Source organism: Paludisphaera borealis (assembly GCF_001956985.1).
GTDB lineage: Bacteria > Planctomycetota > Planctomycetia > Isosphaerales > Isosphaeraceae > Paludisphaera > Paludisphaera borealis.
Map to the genome: position 1 here is coordinate 5,578,257 of NZ_CP019082.1, position 17,843 is coordinate 5,596,099.

Annotated in this window: 14 protein-coding genes; 8 read left to right on the forward strand and 6 right to left on the reverse strand. The window is 64.6% G+C overall.

Features of this window, described 5'->3' with window-relative positions:
* The first annotated feature begins 59 nt into the window (after positions 1 to 59).
* The 7 genes from BSF38_RS21515 to BSF38_RS21540 all read left to right on the forward strand — a co-directional run bounded on the left by BSF38_RS21515 (position 60) and on the right by BSF38_RS21540 (position 8,394).
* Positions 60 to 398 (forward strand): hypothetical protein, encoded by a 339-nt coding sequence (locus BSF38_RS21515; protein WP_076349094.1) that lies wholly within the window; start codon positions 60 to 62, stop codon positions 396 to 398.
* Between the two features lie 494 nt (positions 399 to 892).
* Complete coding sequence (locus tag BSF38_RS21520; RefSeq protein WP_076349096.1) at positions 893 to 1,450, forward strand: sigma-70 family RNA polymerase sigma factor; 558 nt, start codon at positions 893 to 895, stop codon at positions 1,448 to 1,450.
* Between the two features lie 1,217 nt (positions 1,451 to 2,667).
* Entirely contained in the window at positions 2,668 to 3,165 is a 498-nt protein-coding gene (locus tag BSF38_RS32395; RefSeq protein ID WP_257787853.1) for a LamG domain-containing protein, read from the forward strand.
* A 183-nt stretch (positions 3,166 to 3,348) separates the two neighbouring features.
* Positions 3,349 to 3,603: a hypothetical protein gene (locus BSF38_RS30850; RefSeq protein ID WP_145952261.1), complete on the forward strand. Its 255-nt coding sequence runs from the start codon at positions 3,349 to 3,351 to the stop codon at positions 3,601 to 3,603.
* A gap of 195 nt (positions 3,604 to 3,798) precedes the next feature.
* Positions 3,799 to 4,854, forward strand: coding sequence for a DUF1559 domain-containing protein (locus tag BSF38_RS21530; RefSeq protein ID WP_076349100.1), 1,056 nt, complete (start codon positions 3,799 to 3,801; stop codon positions 4,852 to 4,854).
* A gap of 221 nt (positions 4,855 to 5,075) precedes the next feature.
* The gene (locus BSF38_RS21535) at positions 5,076 to 6,413 is read left to right on the forward strand and encodes a Gfo/Idh/MocA family protein (RefSeq protein WP_076349102.1); all 1,338 of its coding nucleotides are present in this window, start codon (positions 5,076 to 5,078) and stop codon (positions 6,411 to 6,413) included.
* A gap of 76 nt (positions 6,414 to 6,489) precedes the next feature.
* Complete coding sequence (locus BSF38_RS21540) at positions 6,490 to 8,394, forward strand: pyrroloquinoline quinone-dependent dehydrogenase (protein WP_076351263.1); 1,905 nt, start codon at positions 6,490 to 6,492, stop codon at positions 8,392 to 8,394.
* A gap of 305 nt (positions 8,395 to 8,699) precedes the next feature.
* On the opposite strand, the gene BSF38_RS21545 is transcribed toward BSF38_RS21540, so the two are convergent.
* From BSF38_RS21545 to BSF38_RS21575, 6 genes are all read right to left on the reverse strand, one after another.
* On the reverse strand, positions 8,700 to 9,071 hold the full coding sequence (locus BSF38_RS21545; protein WP_076349104.1) for a GxxExxY protein: 372 nt from the start codon (positions 9,069 to 9,071) through the stop codon (positions 8,700 to 8,702).
* A gap of 86 nt (positions 9,072 to 9,157) precedes the next feature.
* The gene (locus tag BSF38_RS21550; protein WP_076349106.1) at positions 9,158 to 11,179 is read right to left on the reverse strand and encodes a PQQ-dependent sugar dehydrogenase; all 2,022 of its coding nucleotides are present in this window, start codon (positions 11,177 to 11,179) and stop codon (positions 9,158 to 9,160) included.
* Between the two features lie 475 nt (positions 11,180 to 11,654).
* Positions 11,655 to 12,407, reverse strand: coding sequence for a leucyl/phenylalanyl-tRNA--protein transferase (gene aat, locus BSF38_RS21555; protein WP_076349108.1), 753 nt, complete (start codon positions 12,405 to 12,407; stop codon positions 11,655 to 11,657).
* Between the two features lie 93 nt (positions 12,408 to 12,500).
* Positions 12,501 to 13,475, reverse strand: coding sequence for a carbohydrate kinase family protein (locus tag BSF38_RS21560; protein ID WP_076349110.1), 975 nt, complete (start codon positions 13,473 to 13,475; stop codon positions 12,501 to 12,503).
* 144 nt (positions 13,476 to 13,619) lie between these two features.
* On the reverse strand, positions 13,620 to 15,107 hold the full coding sequence (gene gltX, locus BSF38_RS21565) for a glutamate--tRNA ligase (RefSeq protein ID WP_076349112.1): 1,488 nt from the start codon (positions 15,105 to 15,107) through the stop codon (positions 13,620 to 13,622).
* Positions 15,108 to 15,402: 295 nt separating this feature from the next.
* Positions 15,403 to 15,735 carry a hypothetical protein gene (locus BSF38_RS21575; protein ID WP_145952262.1) on the reverse strand — a complete coding sequence of 111 codons (333 nt, stop codon included), beginning with the start codon at positions 15,733 to 15,735 and terminating at the stop codon, positions 15,403 to 15,405.
* A gap of 556 nt (positions 15,736 to 16,291) precedes the next feature.
* Here BSF38_RS21575 and BSF38_RS21580 point away from each other — a divergent pair.
* The gene (locus tag BSF38_RS21580; protein ID WP_076349118.1) at positions 16,292 to 17,839 is read left to right on the forward strand and encodes a serine/threonine protein kinase; all 1,548 of its coding nucleotides are present in this window, start codon (positions 16,292 to 16,294) and stop codon (positions 17,837 to 17,839) included.
* The last annotated feature ends 4 nt before the right edge of the window (positions 17,840 to 17,843 follow it).

Here is a 17,843-nt window from a genome sequence, read left to right on the forward strand (position 1 = left end):
GGGTTCCTGGACGGGGCGTTGAAGAAGCGACGGCGAAGCGGAACGGAAGGAGCTCGAGATTGACCGTGCCGTTTTACGACACTCTGGAGGCCGAACCCGTCGACGACCTCTCCTGTCTCGTCGAGGTCGTGCGCATCTACGGTTTCGACTGGGGCCGCTTCGACGAGGACAATTGGCGGGAACTCTCCCGCGTCTATGAATCCCTCCCCGGGGATGTGCGCCTCCACGCCATGCCATGGTGGTTCGGCGACGACGAGGACGTCCCACCCTTCCTGTCGGCGTCCGTGGAACCCCCCGGCTTGCAGGTCTACGGCGTCCTTCCGGAGGCCGACTGGTGGGCGTGGGACGAACAGTTCCGATCGCGGGCCGCGACGCTCCCATGCCGCAGCTTCAATTAGCGAGGCGAGACGCCCGACGACACTCCGAGAGAAACCGGACTTGTGGAACGTGACGCCGGGCAGTGCAACGCCGCTCCAACGGCTGGCCCGTGTCGCGCGTTTCGCCGCGTCGACACCCTTTCGACCGGGACGGGGTCCTTCGGCGAGGCTCGAGTGAACGAGTCTTCGATCGCTCTGGAAAAAAACTTCGGAAGCGGTGTCGAATTCGCCTTACGGTGGCAAACTAGATACACGAAATCGACTTGCGATCGTCATCGCTCTCGACCTCATCAGATGTCCGATCTGCACCTTTGCCTGAAATCTACTTGGCCACTCCCGTCTCGAAGTCGAGGTTCGGATGAGCCCGCCTTCTTGAGTCGTCGTGAGTGAATCATGAACGAGTTCCGACTTAAGCGTTCGAGATGAGAGCGAGCATCGCCTTTCGACTGATGGACCGATTACCTTCGACGTCGGAAACTCCGGGGCGAAGGTCCTCCTCATCGAGACTGCGGAACATGCCTCATGCCACGGATCTCAACGCCACGATCGACGAAGTACTCCGTGGCGACAAAGACTCGTTTCGAAAGATCATTCGCGATTTCAGCTTGTTCTTGCGGAGCTTCATCGCGGCTCACGTCCACCAGATGGACGTCGTCGACGACCTAGCACAGGACGTCTTCATCGCGGCGTTCCGGAACCTGCATGAGTTCCGTCGCGACGAGGACTTCGGGGCCTGGCTTAGGGGGATCGCCCGGAACAAGGTCTACGAGTACTTCCGCAACTCGTCGCGTCGCCACAAGGCGATGGAACGATTCCATGAGGAGGTTTCTCGGCTGATCGAGTCGAAGTTTGAGGAAGTGGTCTCCAACGATCGCTCGGAGTCGATCGAGGTGCTTTTGCAGTGCATCGGGCGACTTCCCGATCGGATGCGCCGGGTCGTGCGATCCGGGCTCGACGGGCACAAGCCCGTCGAACTCGCCGGCGAGCTTGGTACGACGGTGGGCGCGGTCTATCGCCTTCAGTATCGGGCGAACCATTTGCTGCGAACCTGCATGCAGAAGGCGTTGGAATAATGGACCAAGATCTGATCGATCTGCTCTCGGCCTGGCGAGGAGCGGAACTCGCGACGTCCCGAGTCGAGGAACTGCTTTCGCGGCTCCGACAGGACGAGGAGCTCTTGCGGTCGTTCGTCCATGAGATTCGCATGCTGGGCATGCTCAAGGCCGTCCAGACCGTGGAGCCCAGGTGGCTCTCGCTTCAGGAGGAGTTGGGATGGGGAACGGACGAGGGCCGATTCGACGACGACCACGAAGACGAGATCATGCGGCGCGTCGGGGGCTCCGGATTCAGCCGGGGCCCCAGGCCCCGTCCGAGGTGGACGGGGGCCGCGGTACTTACCGCGCTGCTCCTCGCGCTGGCGATCTTTCGGTGGACGAATTGGCGAGTTGAGACTGCCGACCACCCGCCCGGCCTTTCCTCGACGCTGCAATCCAAAGGCGTCGAGGCCGACGACGTATTGGCGATCGTATTGAAGCTCGACGAGGTGCAGTGGGAGGCGATGAGCGAGCCCGGCTTGAACGAGGGTGCCGTTCTGTCGTCGGGGCGATTCTCGATTCGCTCTGGTCACGCGGTCCTCTCCTTCTTGAACGGCGTGACGTTGACGCTCGAGGGACCTGCAGACATTGATCTGGTGTCGATCGACAGGGTCTACTGCCGCCGGGGCAAATTGCGAGCCAGGGTGCCCGAAAGCGCCAAGGGGTTCGTCGTCGTCTCCGCCGGATCGGCCGTGATCGATCTCGGCACCGAATTCGCGCTCAACGTCGAGGCCGACGGCAAATCCAAGGTCAGGGTCTTCGAAGGCGAGGCGGAAGCCGGAGTGATCGGCCCGAAGGGCTATCCTCGCCGCATTCAACGCATCGAGAAGAGCAAGGAATTCGAGCTCGATCCCGGCGCCGGAAGGATTGCGGAGGCGGTCGCGGATGTCGAGGGCTTCGCCACCCCTCCGAAACTGATGGCCCCTGGATTGCGATTGGATCCGACTTACCCCTCGGCGGTGCTTCGGTCGAAGCCCAAGAGCTATTGGCGATTTCAAGCCTTGGTCGACGGCGGCGTTCCAAACGAAGTCGTGGGCGAAAGGCCCCTCGTCGTTCACGGCCCGATCACCGTGTCGGGAGGCTCCCAGGGCGACGGATACGCCGTTTTCAAGGCCGGCCATCCGGAGCAGTTCCTGTCCACCGTCGGCCTCTGGAGGTTCGACAGCGAGCCGGGGTGCGCGGTAGAACTCTGGTTCATGGCCGACCAGATCCGCCATGCCTCGCTCTTTGGACTTCGCCCGACGACGGAGGACCTCGCGCAGGCGAGTCAGAAGCGATATGTTCACGCCTTGCTCCTTGAGCTCACCGCGTATGAACGCTATTCCTTGAACAAACCGGCGTCGATCCGCTTCTTGCGACGGTGGCCGCTCAACGACAACGTGGGGACCGACCTCTTCTCCGACAAGCTCTACATTCCTTGGCGCTGGCATCATGTCGTCGCGCAAACGAACGGCGCGAGCATGGACCTCTACGTCGACGGGGTGAAGAGCCATTCCGCCCCCGTGGAAGGAGGGCCCTCCAATCTGCTTTGCGAGTTGGCCGTAGGGCGGCTCACGTCGGAGCCCTCGGCGCCGAAGGGCAGCCGATCGTTCGTCGGCCGGCTGGACGAACTGGCCGTCTACGATCGGCCGCTGACTTCCCAGGAGATTCGTCTCCATTACGAATTGGCCAAACCCGAACTCCCCGCGGAATGAACGGGGCGAGCCTCCAACTCCGTCGTCGATGCGAATCCTCCGAATCAATTCGGTGGCAATGGTGTGCGAGTTATAGGTTTATGTTCATGATGCCGCCGGTCAGTTCGGAATCAGCGGTGGTGTCCGAAACGCTGGTGGAAGCGGGAGCCCTCGAAGGGCTCCATGCCGGGAGGAGATTTATCGATGAGTCGTCTTCAAGCACTCGCGACGGGCTTCGCCTTGGTGGGTTTGGTTGGTGTCTTCCAGGGTTGTGGAGGCTCGAGCGACGGGCAGGTGTCTCCCGAGTTCAGGAAGGCCGACCTGAGATCGCAGGATGCGATGAAGGAGTTCATGCAGAACAACAAGAAGGCCAAACCCAAGACCAAGCCGAAATCGACGTCCCACCTCACTCCGCCTGGCGGGGCGTCGTCGGCCGACTCCATCGGAAGGAACGCGTGACGTCGGCGTCTCGGTCGATGCGTGCCATTCGCTGTAAAAATGCTCGTAATATGATTGGTTGATGTTGCGACTCGATCCGGCCGGTCCGGAGCTCCGCGTTTCATTCTCCTGACCTTCATTCAGGATTCGTTGTTGCAGAGGGTTTCGGCGGGGCGGTTGCGACCGTCTCAGGCTTCATCCATTCGGAGAGCTTTCATGTCACGAAATCGACGCGGTTTTACGTTGATCGAATTGCTCGTGGTCATCGCCATCATCGCGGTCCTCATCGCGCTGTTGCTCCCCGCTGTTCAGGCGGCTCGCGAGGCGGCCCGACACGCACAGTGCGTCAACAACCTGAAACAGCTCGGGCTCGCCCTGCACAACTACCACCAGGCCGTCGGCGCCTTCCCCATGATGAACAGCGCCGCTTACTCGAACGTACCGCCGAACAACGACAATTTCACGACCTGGGGCGTGTTCGGCGCGCACGCGTTTCTGCTGCCCTACCTGGAGCAGTCTCCCGTCTACAACGCCTGCAACTTCGACTTCGGCTCCTATCCTCGGGGATCGGTGAATTCCGACATGACCTGGACCAACATCACGGTTTGGAACACCAAGGTCTCCTCTTTCATCTGCCCTTCGGACGGCCTCGCCGGCCAGGACAACATCTGTAGCTACCAGGGCAATTGCGGCACCGGAACCGACGCCTGGGTATCCCAGAATTCCAACGGGATCTTCTGCCAGAATAAGACCTATGGCCTCGCCAGCGTGAGCGACGGCACCTCCAACACGATTGCCGCAACCGAGGCGTTGGTCGGCGCCGAAGGGACGCAAAAATACCGCTGGTACAAAGCCGGCTTCAATTCCAGCCTGACCGGCGACCCGACCATGATGGTCAGAGACGCCCGCCAGAATCTGGCCGGAATCATGGCGATCGCCGCCCAATGCCAGGCGACGATCAAGACCCCGAGCCTCTTCTCCAACAAAGGGTATCGCTGGCAGGTCGGAGCCCCCGGCTTCACCATGACCAACATCATCATCACTCCCAACTCGTCGCAGTTCACGTTTTCGACTTGCCGCTGGGATTGCAACGAGAACTGCGGCGTTGATTTCGGCCAGCTCCAGACGCCTTCGAGCAACCACGCAGGAGGGGTGAACGTCGCGTTCGCCGACGGTTCGGTCCGGTTCGTGAAAGACAGCATCAGCCAATCGACCTGGATGTCCCTCGGCAGCCGCGACGGCGGGGAGATCGTCTCTGCGGACAGCTACTGAGCCTCTCGAATCGGACGGCACCCGCCGAACGGGTGCGGAACGGGGACCGGCCGACGCCCGATCCTGGATTCTCGATGGTCTCCGGGTAGTCGGTTGCGAATAGGGGCCGGCCGCCGCACAATGAGGGCGTCCTGCCTCTTGGTCTTGGCCGAGGGGCGTCGCGGACCGCCGGCCCGGGCGCAACGGTCCGGTTTCTCCGTCGCTTTCGGAGGGTTGATCTGATGGGTTCCGACGCGAAGACGCCTCGTCGCGAGTTTCTCCGAAGGACCGGCGCGGCGGCGGCGGCCGGGATGGCCTTTCCGACGATCGTGACCGGCCGGGCGCTCGGCGGGACCGGTACGGCGGCGGCGAGCGAGCGGATTCGGCTCGGGTTCATCGGCGTCGGCAACCAGGGGACGAACAACCTCAAGGACTTCCTGAAGCTTAAGGACGCCGAGGTCGTCGCGGTCTGCGACGTCGACAAGGACCGCCTGGCCAAGGCGGCGAAGCTCGCGGAGCAGGGGGGGCGGAAGGTCGCGGCCCTCGGCGATTACCGCCGGCTGCTCGACGACAAGACGATCGACGCCGTGGTCGTCACCACGCCCGACCACTGGCACGCCCTGGCCACCACCGACGCCTGCGTCGCTGGCAAGGACGTCTATTGCGAGAAGCCGCTGAGCCTGACCGTGTCCGAGGGGAGGACGATGGTCGACGTCGCCCGCGACGCCAAACGGATCGTTCAGACCGGCAGTCAGCAGCGCTCCGACGACAAGTTCCGGCTCGCCTGCGAGTTGGTTCGCTCGGGCCGGCTCGGCAAGATCAAGCAGGTCAAGATCCACCTGCCCAAGGTCAACTTCGACGGTCCGGCCATGCCCGACGGCTCGCCGCCGCCCGAGCTCGACTACAACACCTGGCTCGGCCCCGCGCCCGATCGGCCGTACAACGCCAAGCACGTCCACTACCTGTTCCGGTTCTTCTGGGACTATTCCGGCGGCCAGATGACGAACTTCGGCGCTCACCACCTCGACATCGCCCAGTGGGGACTGGGACGCGACGACAGCGGGCCGGTCGCGATCGAGGCGAGGGCGACGTTCAACAAGGACGGCTGGTTCGAGGTCTCCGAGACTAGCCACATCGTTTACACCTACGACGACGGGATCAAGATCCTCTGCTCGCAGGGGACTGACGGCGGCCCTAACGTCCTGTTCGAGGGCGAGAAGGGCTCGATCGCCGTGTCGCGCGGCAAGATCAGCTCGACGCCCGACGAGATCCTCAAGGAGCCGCTCGCCAAGGGGGACGTCCACCTCTACGTGAGCAAAGACCACCACCAGAACTGGCTCGACTGTATCAAGTCGCGCGAGCTGCCGATCTGCGACGTCGCCATCGGCCACCGCTCGGCGACGGTCTGCCACCTCGGCAACATTGCGATCCGGACCGGCCGGAAGCTCGTCTGGGACCCCGCCGCCGAGACGATCGTCGGCGACCCCGAGGCCGCCAAGATGCTCTCCCGCCCCTACCGCGCCCCCTGGCGCTTGCCCGAGTCGCCCTCCGCCAAGGCGGGCGCCCCGGCCCGCGCGTGATCGTCGACTCGGGTCGAGTCGAACGGAAATGGAATTGGAGGCGCCCCGTCCGCGGCGTCGTCTCGGGAGTTTCGTGATGCGTTCATGTGTCGCCAGCGTCGTTTGCGTGCTCGTGTTTTCAGGTCATGTCGCGGGGCAGTCCGGGCGGACCGTCGACTGGCCGGGCGTGGGGAACGACCCCGGCTGCGCGCGGTATTCGGACCTGGATCAGATCAACCGGGCGAACGTAACGCGCTTGAAGCCGGCCTGGACGTACCACACGGGGGAACTCAAGGGCCGCGCCGGCAAGACGATCGAATGCACGCCGCTGGTGGTCGACGGCGTGATGTACGTCACGACCGGCTATCTCCGCGTGGTGGCCCTCGACGCGGCGACTGGCAAGGAGATCTGGCAATTCGATCCGCTCAAGGACCATCCGTTCCCGCACGGGCCGATGTCCGGCGGCGTCAACCGGGGCTGCGCCTACTGGTCCGACGGCCAGCCCGGGGGCGCGCGGCGCATCCTTCACGGCACGTCGGACGGGCGGCTGTTCTCGCTCGACGCCAAGACCGGCAAGCTCGACCCGAAGTTCGCCGACGGCGGCATCCGCGACCTCCACGCCGCGCTTGAGCCCAAATTCGCGTCGCTCGGCTACGGGCCGACGTCGGCCCCGGCGGTCTGGAAGGACGTGGTGATCGTCGGCTTCGCGTGCGGCGAGGGGCCGGGCATCGCCGCGCCGGGGGACGTCCGGGCGTTCGACGTCCGCACGGGCAAGGAACTCTGGCAATTTCGCACCGTGCCCCGCCCGGGTGATGTCGGCGCCGAGACGTGGGAAGGCGAGTCGTGGAAGGATCGCGGCGCTGCGAACGCCTGGGGAGGATTCAGCGTCGACATCGAGCGCGGGCTGGTCTTCGCCGGGCTCGGCTCGGCGGCGTTCGATTTCTACGGCGGCGACCGCCACGGCGACAACCTGTTCGCCAACTGCACCATCGCTCTCGACGCCCGGACCGGCAAGCGCGTCTGGCACTTCCAGACGTTGCGCCATGATATGTGGGATCACGACCTGCCGGTCTATCCGAATCTGGTCACCGTCACGCACGACGGCAAGAAGATCGACGCCGTCGCGCAGGTGACGAAGACGGGTTACGTCTTCTTGTTCGACCGCAAGACCGGCAAGCCGCTGTTCGAGGTCGAGCAGCGCAAGGTCCCCGCCTCGGACGTGCCCGGCGAGCAGGCGGCGACGACGCAGCCGATCCCGGTCAAGCCGCCGCCGTTCGCGGTCCAGTCGTTCGACGAGTCGAACGTCACCGACATCGGCGAGTCCAACCGGGCGTCGGTTCTCGCCCGCCTCCGCGAGGTCCGCGGCGGCCCGGCGTTCAACCCTCCCAGCCTGCGTGGGACGGTCGTGATCCCCGGCTATCACGGCGGCGCCAACTGGTCGGGCGCGTCGTTCGATCCGACCTCCGGCCTGCTCTTCGTCAACTCCAACAACGTCCCCAACATCATCACGCTCGTGGAATCCAAGAAGGGCGACGTGCCGAGGTTCGGCCCTTACGGGCACTCGGGCTACGTCCAGTTCCTCGACCACGAGGGCTACCCCGCGATGAAGCCTCCCTGGGGCGTGCTGACGGCGATCAACCTGAATACCGGCGAATTCGCCTGGCAAGTCCCGCTTGGCGAACACCCCGAACTGACCGCCCGAGGCGTGCCCCGGACCGGAACCGAGACCTTCGGCGGCTCGATCGTCACGGCCGGCGGACTCGTCTTCATCGCCGGCACGAAGGACGAACGTCTCCACGCCTTCGACAAGCAGACCGGTAAGCTGCTCTGGGAACACCCGCTGCCCGCCGGCGGATACGCCACCCCATCGACTTATCAGGTCAACGGCCGCCAATACGTCGTGATCGCCGCCGGCGGCGCCGGCAAGCTCAACACGAAAGCCGGTGACGCCTTCGTGGCGTTCGCGTTGGAAGGGGGCGACGGGGACAGCGCGAAGCCTTGAGCCGAACTTCCCCTCGGGCATGCCGCCCCGGAGATCGGGTCGTCAAGGGGACGGCCCCTCCTGGACGATGGTACGACCGACCACGGAGGACAGGAGGGACACGGAGGGGGGGCAGGTCAAAACCTTACTGAAATCCCTCTCCCGTCCGCTCCGTATTCTCCGTGGTGGATTGTGTTGGAATTTGACGGGACCGACCACGGAGGACAGGAGGGACACGGAGGCGGGGCAGGTCGAACCTTGCTGAATTCCCCCTCCCGTCCGCTCCGTATTCTCCGTGGTGGATTGTGTTGGACGTTTGACGGGACTCAGACGACCAGGCGAGAGATGCCGTCTCGCAGATGGACGACGTTGAAGTTGAGCAGCAAGCCGACTCGAACGCCGCTCAATTTCAAGTAGGAAATCAGTTGGGCCTTATGGATCGGCGCAATCTCGTTCACCGCCTTGACTTCGACGATGATGACACCGGCGACCATCATGTCGATTCGATACCCGGCGTCGATTCGGACAAGTTCGTAGACCACCGGCAGCGGAACTTGCGTCTCGACGTTCAGGCCTCTGCTCCGCAACTCGTGAGCGAGGCATGCTTCATAAGCACTCTCCATCAAGCCGGGTCCCAAAATGGAGTGGACCTTCATCGCCGCATCGATAACGGCTCCGCTGGTCTCTTCATGAAGCATGTTCTCCTCCACGCAACGTCCCCTCCGCGTGAGTCGCGGTGAATTCCCTTGAATCCACAATAGGACGTTGTTCGTGGAGGGGCGTCTCACTTGCTGAACCAGTAGATTCCCTGGCCATTGATGGTGGTGGTCAGGAAGTAGACCTCGCCTTTTTCGTCCTCGCTGAACGACATCACGTTCAGGCCGCGCGACGGGATCGGGCGGTTCTCGACGACGCGGCCTTTCGCTTCGTCGTAGCGCAAGGCCCAGAGGCGGCCGCTGACGTAGTCGGCGTAGAGGTACGCGCCGTCCAGCTCGGGCAGACGAGGGCCGCGATAGACGGTGCCGCCGGTGATCGACTTGCCCGTGTCGTGGTGGTAGTACTCCCAGATCGGTTCGATCAGGTCGGGCTGGGGCCCGACGCCCTTCCTTCCGAACGGGTGGAAGCCCTCGCGGCGGTTCCAGCCGTAGTTGCCCCCCTTGGTGATGATGTCGATCTCTTCCCAGAGGTTCTGGCCGACTTCACCCGCCCAGAGCCAGCCGGTCTTGCGGTCGAAGGCCATCCGCCAGATGTTGCGGATGCCGTAAGCCCAGATCTCGGGCCGGGCGTCGCTCTGGTCGACGAAGGGATTGTCCTTGGGGATCGCGTAGTTCTTGCCCCCCTCGCTGTGGTCGACGTCGATGCGGAGGACCTTGCCGAGCAGGGTGTTGAGATTCTGGCCGTTCTCGTGGGGGTCGTTGCCCGCGCCGCCGTCGCCGTGCGTGACGTAGAGGTAGCCGTCCGGCCCGAAGACGACCGTGCCGCCGTCGTGATTCCAGTACGGCTTTTCGTAGCGGAGGATCTCAACCTCGGAGTTCGGGTCGGCCTGATTGGGGTCGTCCTTGCGGACCTGGAACCGCGTGACGACGTTCGTCAGCTTGGCTTTCCGGGTCGTGTAGAAGACGTAAAAGTAGCCGTTCTCCTTGAATCGAGGGTGGAACGTGAGGCCCAGGAAGCCTTCCTCGTTGGTGTTGTCGTTGTAGGAGACGCGGTCCTGGATGTCGAGGAAGATGGTGGTCTGGGTCGCCTTCTGGTCATTGGGGAAGGTGTGGATCACGCCGTGCTGCGTGGCGACGAAGAGGCGGTTCGAGCCGTCGTTGGCATGTGTCAGCACGATCGGCCGCAGGGTGTTGACCCGGCCGTCCTCGGTCTCGCCCTTCCAGCCGGCCCATTGCAAGTTCGGGAATGCGACCTCGGTCTTCAACGCGAGCGGTTCCTCGTTGACCTCGGCGCCGGGGACGGAGATCGCCACCGAGACGACCGAGCCGCCCCCCATGTCGGGGATCAGGAGCCGCTTGGCGGTGGGATCGACCGTGAGGTCAGCCGCGCTCTTCAGGCCTTCGACCAGAAGCACGGGCTTGGTTCCGGGACGCGCGATCGCGAACACGCGTCCGCCCTTGTAGTCGCTGATGAACAGCCGGCCGAACTGGTCCCATGCGAGACCGTCGACTGTTCCGAGGTCGTCGGCGACCTTCTCGACCGAGCTGTTGGCCAGCTTGATGCGGTAAAGCGCCCCCGTGCCGAAATCGCCCAGCAGCAGATGCGACGCTCCATCGAGGAGCAGGCCGTTCGGCGTGTGCAGTGCGGGGAGCCCCTTCTTGTCCAGGACCAGGCTCACGCCCCCCTTCGGCGAGATCTGGAAGACCGCGCCTTCGCCCCCCTTGAGGTCGCCCGAGTCGCTGACGAAGAGCGTGCCGCTCTCGACGTCGACGGCCAGGTCGTTGAGGAATTTCGGCGGCGTGGGGAACGCCGAGGCAGGCGCGAAGACTTCCGACTTGCCCTGGCCGTCGATTCTCAAGACGCGGGTCTTGTCGGCTACGAACAGCCATTGCTGATGAGCGACAAGCCCCTTCGGGTCGTCGAGACCCGAGACGAACGGCACGGCCTTGCCTTGGTCGATCTTCAGCACGGCGCCGTCGCCGTCGCGGCCGAATTCGCCGACGACCGAGACGAAGACCTGCCCCTGACCGTTCACGACCACCGATTCGGGGTTGGTCAGGCCCGTGACCACGGCCTTCGGCTGCGTCTGAGCCCCGGCCTGAGAGACCGCGCCGCATACCGCCAAAGCCAGAACAATCGATCGCCTCATCGCGCAAACTCCTGGGACTTGGTTCCTGTCCGATCGCCGCGGAAACGCCGCCTCGATCGGGTCCGAGGAGTCCGTTATACCCGTACGCCGCGAGGGGCCACAATCCAGCCGCGGCCTGATACGATGCTGGCGCGCCGGCGACCGTTCGCTATGGACTCAGTGCGTATCTCCGATCACATCCGACGCCAACGCCACGTCCTCCAGGCGAAGTGCTCAGTGTCCGACTGTTATTCCGATCCCTCGGAATACAAACCATCATGACGCCGTGGGGACATCCGGCCTCATGAAAATGGGGGATCGCGGTCGGCCAGATCCGGATACAAGCCCGAAGCGCCAGCGAGTGAATTTTCGGTCGGCCATTCGGATCGATTCACTCGCTGGCGCTTCGGGCTCGTAATGGGGCGGGCCCTCGGCTCTCACGGGCTATTTTCAGAGCAGCAAGTGGATGTTTCGGGTAGCCGGTTCCGAACGCGATCTATCCGTTGCGTTTCCGCGACAGCAGCCGGCTGGAGGCGTAGCTGAAGATCGAGCCGTTGCGGCGGCCATTGCCGTTGGCGTGTGTGACGGCTTGGGGATCGTCCTGGAGGCCGCTGGCCAGGTGCATCAGGAACTCGTCGCGAGGGATTTCGCGGGCGCCGAGGCGGAGGAGGTGTTCGCTTTTGACCTGGCAATCGATGAGGCCGACGCCGTCGGCTTCGAGGCGCTCGACGAGGGCGACGAGGGCGGCCTTGGAGGCGTCGGTCTCGGTGTGGAACATCGACTCGCCGCAGAAGCAGCGGCCGACCAGGACGCCGTAGACGCCGCCGACGAGCGCGCCGTCGCGCCAGGCTTCCATGCAGTGCGCGTGGCCGAGCTTGTGAAGGCGGATGTAGGCCGCCTGCATCTCGGTGGTGATCCAGGTGCCGTCCTCATGCTCCCGAGGCGTCTCGGCGCAGGCGCGGATGACCTGGGCGAAGGACGTGTCGTAGCGGATCTCGAACCGGTCCGACCGAAGCGTTCGGCGGAGCCTGCGCGAGACCCGCAGCTCGCTCGGAAACAGGACCAGGCGAGGGTCCGGCGACCACCAGAGGATCGGCCCGCCGTTCTCGTACCAGGGGAAGACCCCGTGGCGGTAGGCAGCCAGGAGTCGCCCGGCCGAGAGGTCGCCGCCGATCGCCAGCAGGCCCTCCGGCTCGGCCAGATGGGGGGGCGGGAAGATTGGGTCGGGACCCAGCCGAAAGAGCGCCATTCCAGCCTACTCTCGATTGTCGAAGCCCGTCGCGGCCCCGCGCCTTCGCAAAGCGCGGGGTCGCGACGGGAAGGCCGAAGGTCGACGGCCGGCTCACGCCTTGCCGCGACCGTTGCTCAACGCCTCGATCTCTTCGTTCGAACCGTAGTTCGACCGGTAGCGAGCGAGGAACTCGTCGAGCGAGTACGCGTGTTCCTGGGTTCCAGGATGCTCGATGGCGTACACCGCCGTCAAGGAGGCCATGCGGCCGACGACCGGCCAGGAGAAGCCGCGGCTCATGCCGGCGACGAACCCGGAGCGGAACGCGTCGCCCGCGCCGGTGGGGTCGAGCACCTTCTCCGGCTTGGCCGAGGGGATCTCGTATTCCTTGCCGTCGACCGTGATGAGCGCGCCCTTTTCGCCCAGCGTCATGACGGTGATCGGCACGCTGCCGCGGAGTTCGGATTCGGAAACGCCGAGCTTCTCGGCCATCATGCCGAACTCGTAGTCGTTGCCGGCGAGGATCTTGGCGCCCTTGCAACCTTCCTGAAGCCCGACCTTGTCCATCCGGGGGAGTTGCATCGACGGGTCGTAGAGGTAAGGAACCCCCGCCAGGGTGCATTCAGCCGCGTAGCGGGCCATCGCCGCGGGATCGTTGGGGGCGATGACGACCAGGTCGGAGGTCGTCGCGCCCAGGTCCTTGGGCGAGACGGTCGAGGCCTTGGACATCGCGCCCGGGTAGAAGGCGGTGATCTGGTTGTCGGCGAGGTCGGTGTTGATGAAGCACGACGCCGTGTGCTCGTTGGCGATCACGCGGACCCCCGAGGAGTCGACCCCACGCTTTTCGAGCCCCTGGCGGTAGTCTTCGAAGTCTTCGCCGACCGTGCCCACGAGCACCGGCTTCTCGCCCAGGAGCGCCAGGTTGTAGGCGATGTTGGCGCCGGTGCCGCCGCGACGGCGGGTCAGCGAGTCGACCAGGAACGACACGCTCAGCACGTGCATCTTGTCGGCGAGGATGTGGTCTTTGAACTTGCCGGGGAAGACCATGATGTAGTCGTACGCGATCGAACCGGTCACGAAGATGCGCATTATAAGAAAACTCCTCGTCAGCCGAAGCTCGGCCGCCCTTGTCCCATGGCGCGCGTCCCGGGGTCAAAGACCCCGGCTACAACAAAACCTACGCGCCGGTCTGATTTGTAGCCGGTCTCTGTGAGGCCGGTCCAACCGCTTTACTCAATTGCTCTGTTCGAGCATCGCCAACGTCTGGCGGATGCGGGCTCGACACGTCTCGCGGCCCAGCAGGAAGAGGCAGTCGTAGAGGCCCGGTCCGACGCCCTGGCCGGTGGTCGCCACGCGCAGCGGGTTGACGACGTCGCCCATCTTCCGGCCGGATTTTTCGGCGAACTCGTGGACGGCCGCCTCAAGCGTCGCCAGGTCGAAGGGCTCGACCGCGCCGAGCAGCGCGTCGAGCTCGCCGAGCATTTCGGGAACGCCCGGCTTGCGGAGCCGCTTCTTGACGGCATCGGCCTCGTAGGTCAGCTCGGGCGTGAAGAAGAACCGGCCGAGCTTGACGACGTCGGCGAACGTCTTGAGCCGATCGCCCAGGGCGAGGATCACGGCTTCGACGTAGGCTCTCTTGGCGTCGGCAAGCGGCTGTTCGACGAGCCCCTCGGCGGCCAGAAACGGGACCACCCCGGCGATCTTCTCTTCGAGGGGAAGCTCCTTCATCCACTCGCCCTCGATCCAGAACAGCTTGTCCGGGTCGTGGCTGGCGGGGGAGCTGTTGACCCGATCGAGCGAAAATTTCTCGATCAACTCGGGGCGCGTGAACAGCTCTTGCGTGCCGTCGAAGCTCCATCCCAGGCGGGCCAGGTAGTTGAGCAGGGCGTCGGGTAGGTAACCCTTCTCGATGTACTGGTGCAGGTAGACCAGGACGCCGCGCTTGGCGTAATCCTCCGTCTTCCGCTTCGACATCTTCTCCTTCGAACCCGGCTCGGCCACGTACGGGACGTGGGCGAACGCCGGCGGCGTCGCGCCGAGCGCTTCGAGGATCAGAAGCTGCGGGAAGGTGTTCGACAGGTGCTCCTCGGCGCGGACGATGTGGGTGATCTCCATGTCCACGTCGTCGACGACGCTCGCGAAGTTGTAGAGCGGCGCGCCGCCGGGGCGGACGATGACGAAGTCGCCGATCTCGTCGGTCGAGAACGTCACCTCGCCCTTGATCAGGTCGTTCAACACCAGGACGCGGCCGAGCGGGACCTCGAACCGCAGCGCGTACGGGCGGCCCTCGGACTCGAACCGGGCGACGTCGTCGGGCGAATGGTTGATCCGGCGGAAGCGATACGGCCGTTTTTCGCGCTTCGAGGCGTCGCGCTCGACGTTCCGCTCGGTTTCGGTGCTATAGTCGCGATAGACGCGGCCCGAGGCGATCAGCTTGTCGACGGCCGCCTGGTAGCGGTCGGCGCGCTGCGACTGGTAGTAGGGGCCGTGGGGGCCGCCGGCCTCGGGGCCCTCGTCCCAGTCCATGCCCATCCATCGGAAGCCGTCGAGGATGCGCTGGACCGCGTCGTCGACGTGCCGCTCTTGGTCGGTGTCGTCGATCCGAAGGATGAACTGACCGCCGTGATGACGGGCCAACAGCCAATTGAAGAGCGCCGTCCGCACTCCCCCGATGTGCAGGAAACCGGTGGGACTGGGCGCGAATCGGGTGCGTACGCTCATGGACCTCGATCGATGGGAGTGGTGGAACGCGGGGACGGCGGCCGCGCGACGCCCAGGGGCGAGTCGGCGGGGCTCGAACCGTCGAGCCGACGCGATCGGGCGGTCGCGGCGGCACTCCTTCAGCCCACCAGCGATCGCTCGAACAGCTTGGGAACGAACGAATTGGGTCCACGATAGGGTCTTTGGCGGCGGCTGTCAACGGGAGGACGACCGTCGAGGGGCGCGACCTCCGACGGGAAAGGCTTGGCCCCGTCGGGACCTCCGTGTCCGCGACGAGACAGGACGGTGGCGGGCGTCATTCGACGTCGTCGTCGAGCGACGGCTTTTCGTAACCGAGGCCGCGGAGCACTTCGAGCACCTCGCTCCAGGTGGGGAACATCCGGCCGCTCTGCTGCTTGTAAGCGTTCATCGCGAGCATGAACTCCATCTCGGCCTGCGAGTAGTCGCGCTCGCAGGTGGTCGGGTCGACGAACCGCCTTCGTCCGCTGACCTGTCGGGCCATCGCCGCCCGGGTGGCTTGCTCGGTCGCCCGCCGATTCGACCATTCGGGAGTCGTCGCCTGGCCGCTGGCCGTCGTCGTCGTCGTCGTCGTCGTCGTAGCTCGCGTGGGTGCCAATGTCTGATACATTCCCTGTTGCTCCTCAAACCGCCGGTTTCGATGCTCGAACGCCTCGAGCGGCGATGACTTCATCCTGCCCCTGATGCCTTTCCCAATCGCGTGGCTCGTCGATGTTTCCAGCCTGAGACGCGACTTAAAAAGACTCCACGTTAAGCAACCTAAGCCTTGCCAGTGACATGATGCATGTCAGACTCATTATTTTCTCTGAATAACGGCGAGTTCGAGAGCCTCGCCCGCCGTCGCCGGAATCGGGGCGACGCTCGCAACACCTTGCCAGACAAGGCGATCGATCCATTCGAGAGGGGCTCGGAAAATCGCGTGAGTCGGAATGACACGTGTCACGTGGGAGGTGTTCGAGCGTAAACTGAAATTACGGAAGAACTCGAAAGCGCGGCGTCGCCAGGGGCGAGGCTGGGGACGAGGCGTTCGTCGAGATTCCTCGGCGAAGGACGCCTGTTTTCATGCCCAGGGTCTTCGCGTCGCGCCGGCCACTTCGGCGGTTGTTGGATCTTGCGTCGTCATCTCGCGGTCCCCCTTCTTGGCTTGGGTCAGGATACGCAACCCCATGACCGAACTTGATATCGACACGCTGGTGGATCAGCTCACGCTCATTGGACTAATCAGTCGCGATCAATATCGCGAGGCGCGCGCCGATGCGGCCGACAGCTCGGCCGAGGCCTTTCTCCGCGTGCTCATGCGCAAAGGGTGGTTGACGAGCTGGCAGCTTGAGCGGCTCAAGAAGGGGGACACCGGGAATTTCTTCTTCGGCAATTACCGGACCCTGTTCCACCTGGCGGAGGGGACGTTCGCTCGGGTTTACCGGGGCGAACGCGTCGACACCGGCGAGCCCGTGGCGATCAAGGTGCTTCGCCAGCGGTTCGCCCAGATGCCCGACGCCGTAAGGCGGTTTCAGAAGGAGGCCGAGGCCGGGATGCGGCTGCGGCATGAGAACATCGTCCTGATCACCGACGCCGGCCTGCACGACAGTCGCCCTTATATGGCGATGGAATACGTCGAGGGCATGAACCTGCGCGAGTTCCTTCGGCTTCGGATGCGGCTCAAGGGGCCGCAGGCTCTGCCGCTCATGATCGGCCTGGCCGAAGGGTTGAAATACTCGCACGAGCAAGGGGTCACCCACCGCGACCTCAAGGCGACGAACATCCTGATCTCGAATTCGGGCGTGGCCAAGCTCGTCGACTTCGGCCTGGCCACGATCGAGGGGGACGACGCCAAGGGGATGCACAGCCAGCGCACCGTCGACTATTCGGCCCTCGAGCGCACCTGTGGCAGCCCCAAGGGCGATCCGCGGTCCGACATCTTCTTCCTCGGCTGCGTCTTCTATCACATGCTGACGGGCCAGGTCGCGCTCGCCGATTCCGAGAGCACGGACCCGCTCAAGAAGATGCTCAAGCGCTCGTTCGGCGTCATCAAGCCGATCAGCGAGCACAGCTACCCGCCTGCCGAAGGGTTGAGCCGGATCATCGAGCGGATGATGAAGGTCGACGTCAAGGCGCGGTATCAGACGATGGAGGGCGTCGTCGACGACCTCAAGCACTTCCGCGATTCGGTGGCCGGAGGGGGCACGCACGCTCCGGCGGGGCACGTCGAAGGGAGCCTGGAAGAGGCCCTGGCACTCGATCCCTCGATCTTCCAGGCGCCTGTGGAGGCGCCAGAGTCCGAAGGGGAGCAGGCGGCCGAGATCAAGCCCGTCGCCTTGAAGAACATCCTCTGCGTCGAGGCTCAGTCGGAGATCCAGGACGCCATGCGGAAGACCCTCTCGCGAATGGGATACCGCGTGATGATCGTCGCCGACCCCGAGCGCGCCGCCGAACGCTACAGCGAGTCCCCCTCCGACGCCTTGATCTTCGACGTCGACGGCCTGGGCCCCGGCTCTCTCGACTCGCTCGCCGCCATGCGCGCGAAGGCCGAGGAAGACGGCCTGCCGTTCCTCGCCCTGGTCCTCCTCGGCCCTCGTCAGGACGTCCTCAAGGAGAAGCTGCCGGCGGCGGAACGGATGATCGTGCTTTCCAAGCCCCTCAAGCTCAGACAGGTTCAAGACGCGATCGCCGAGCTGCTTCCCGTCGCGTCGGCGACGGAGACGTCGGCGAGCTGACGAT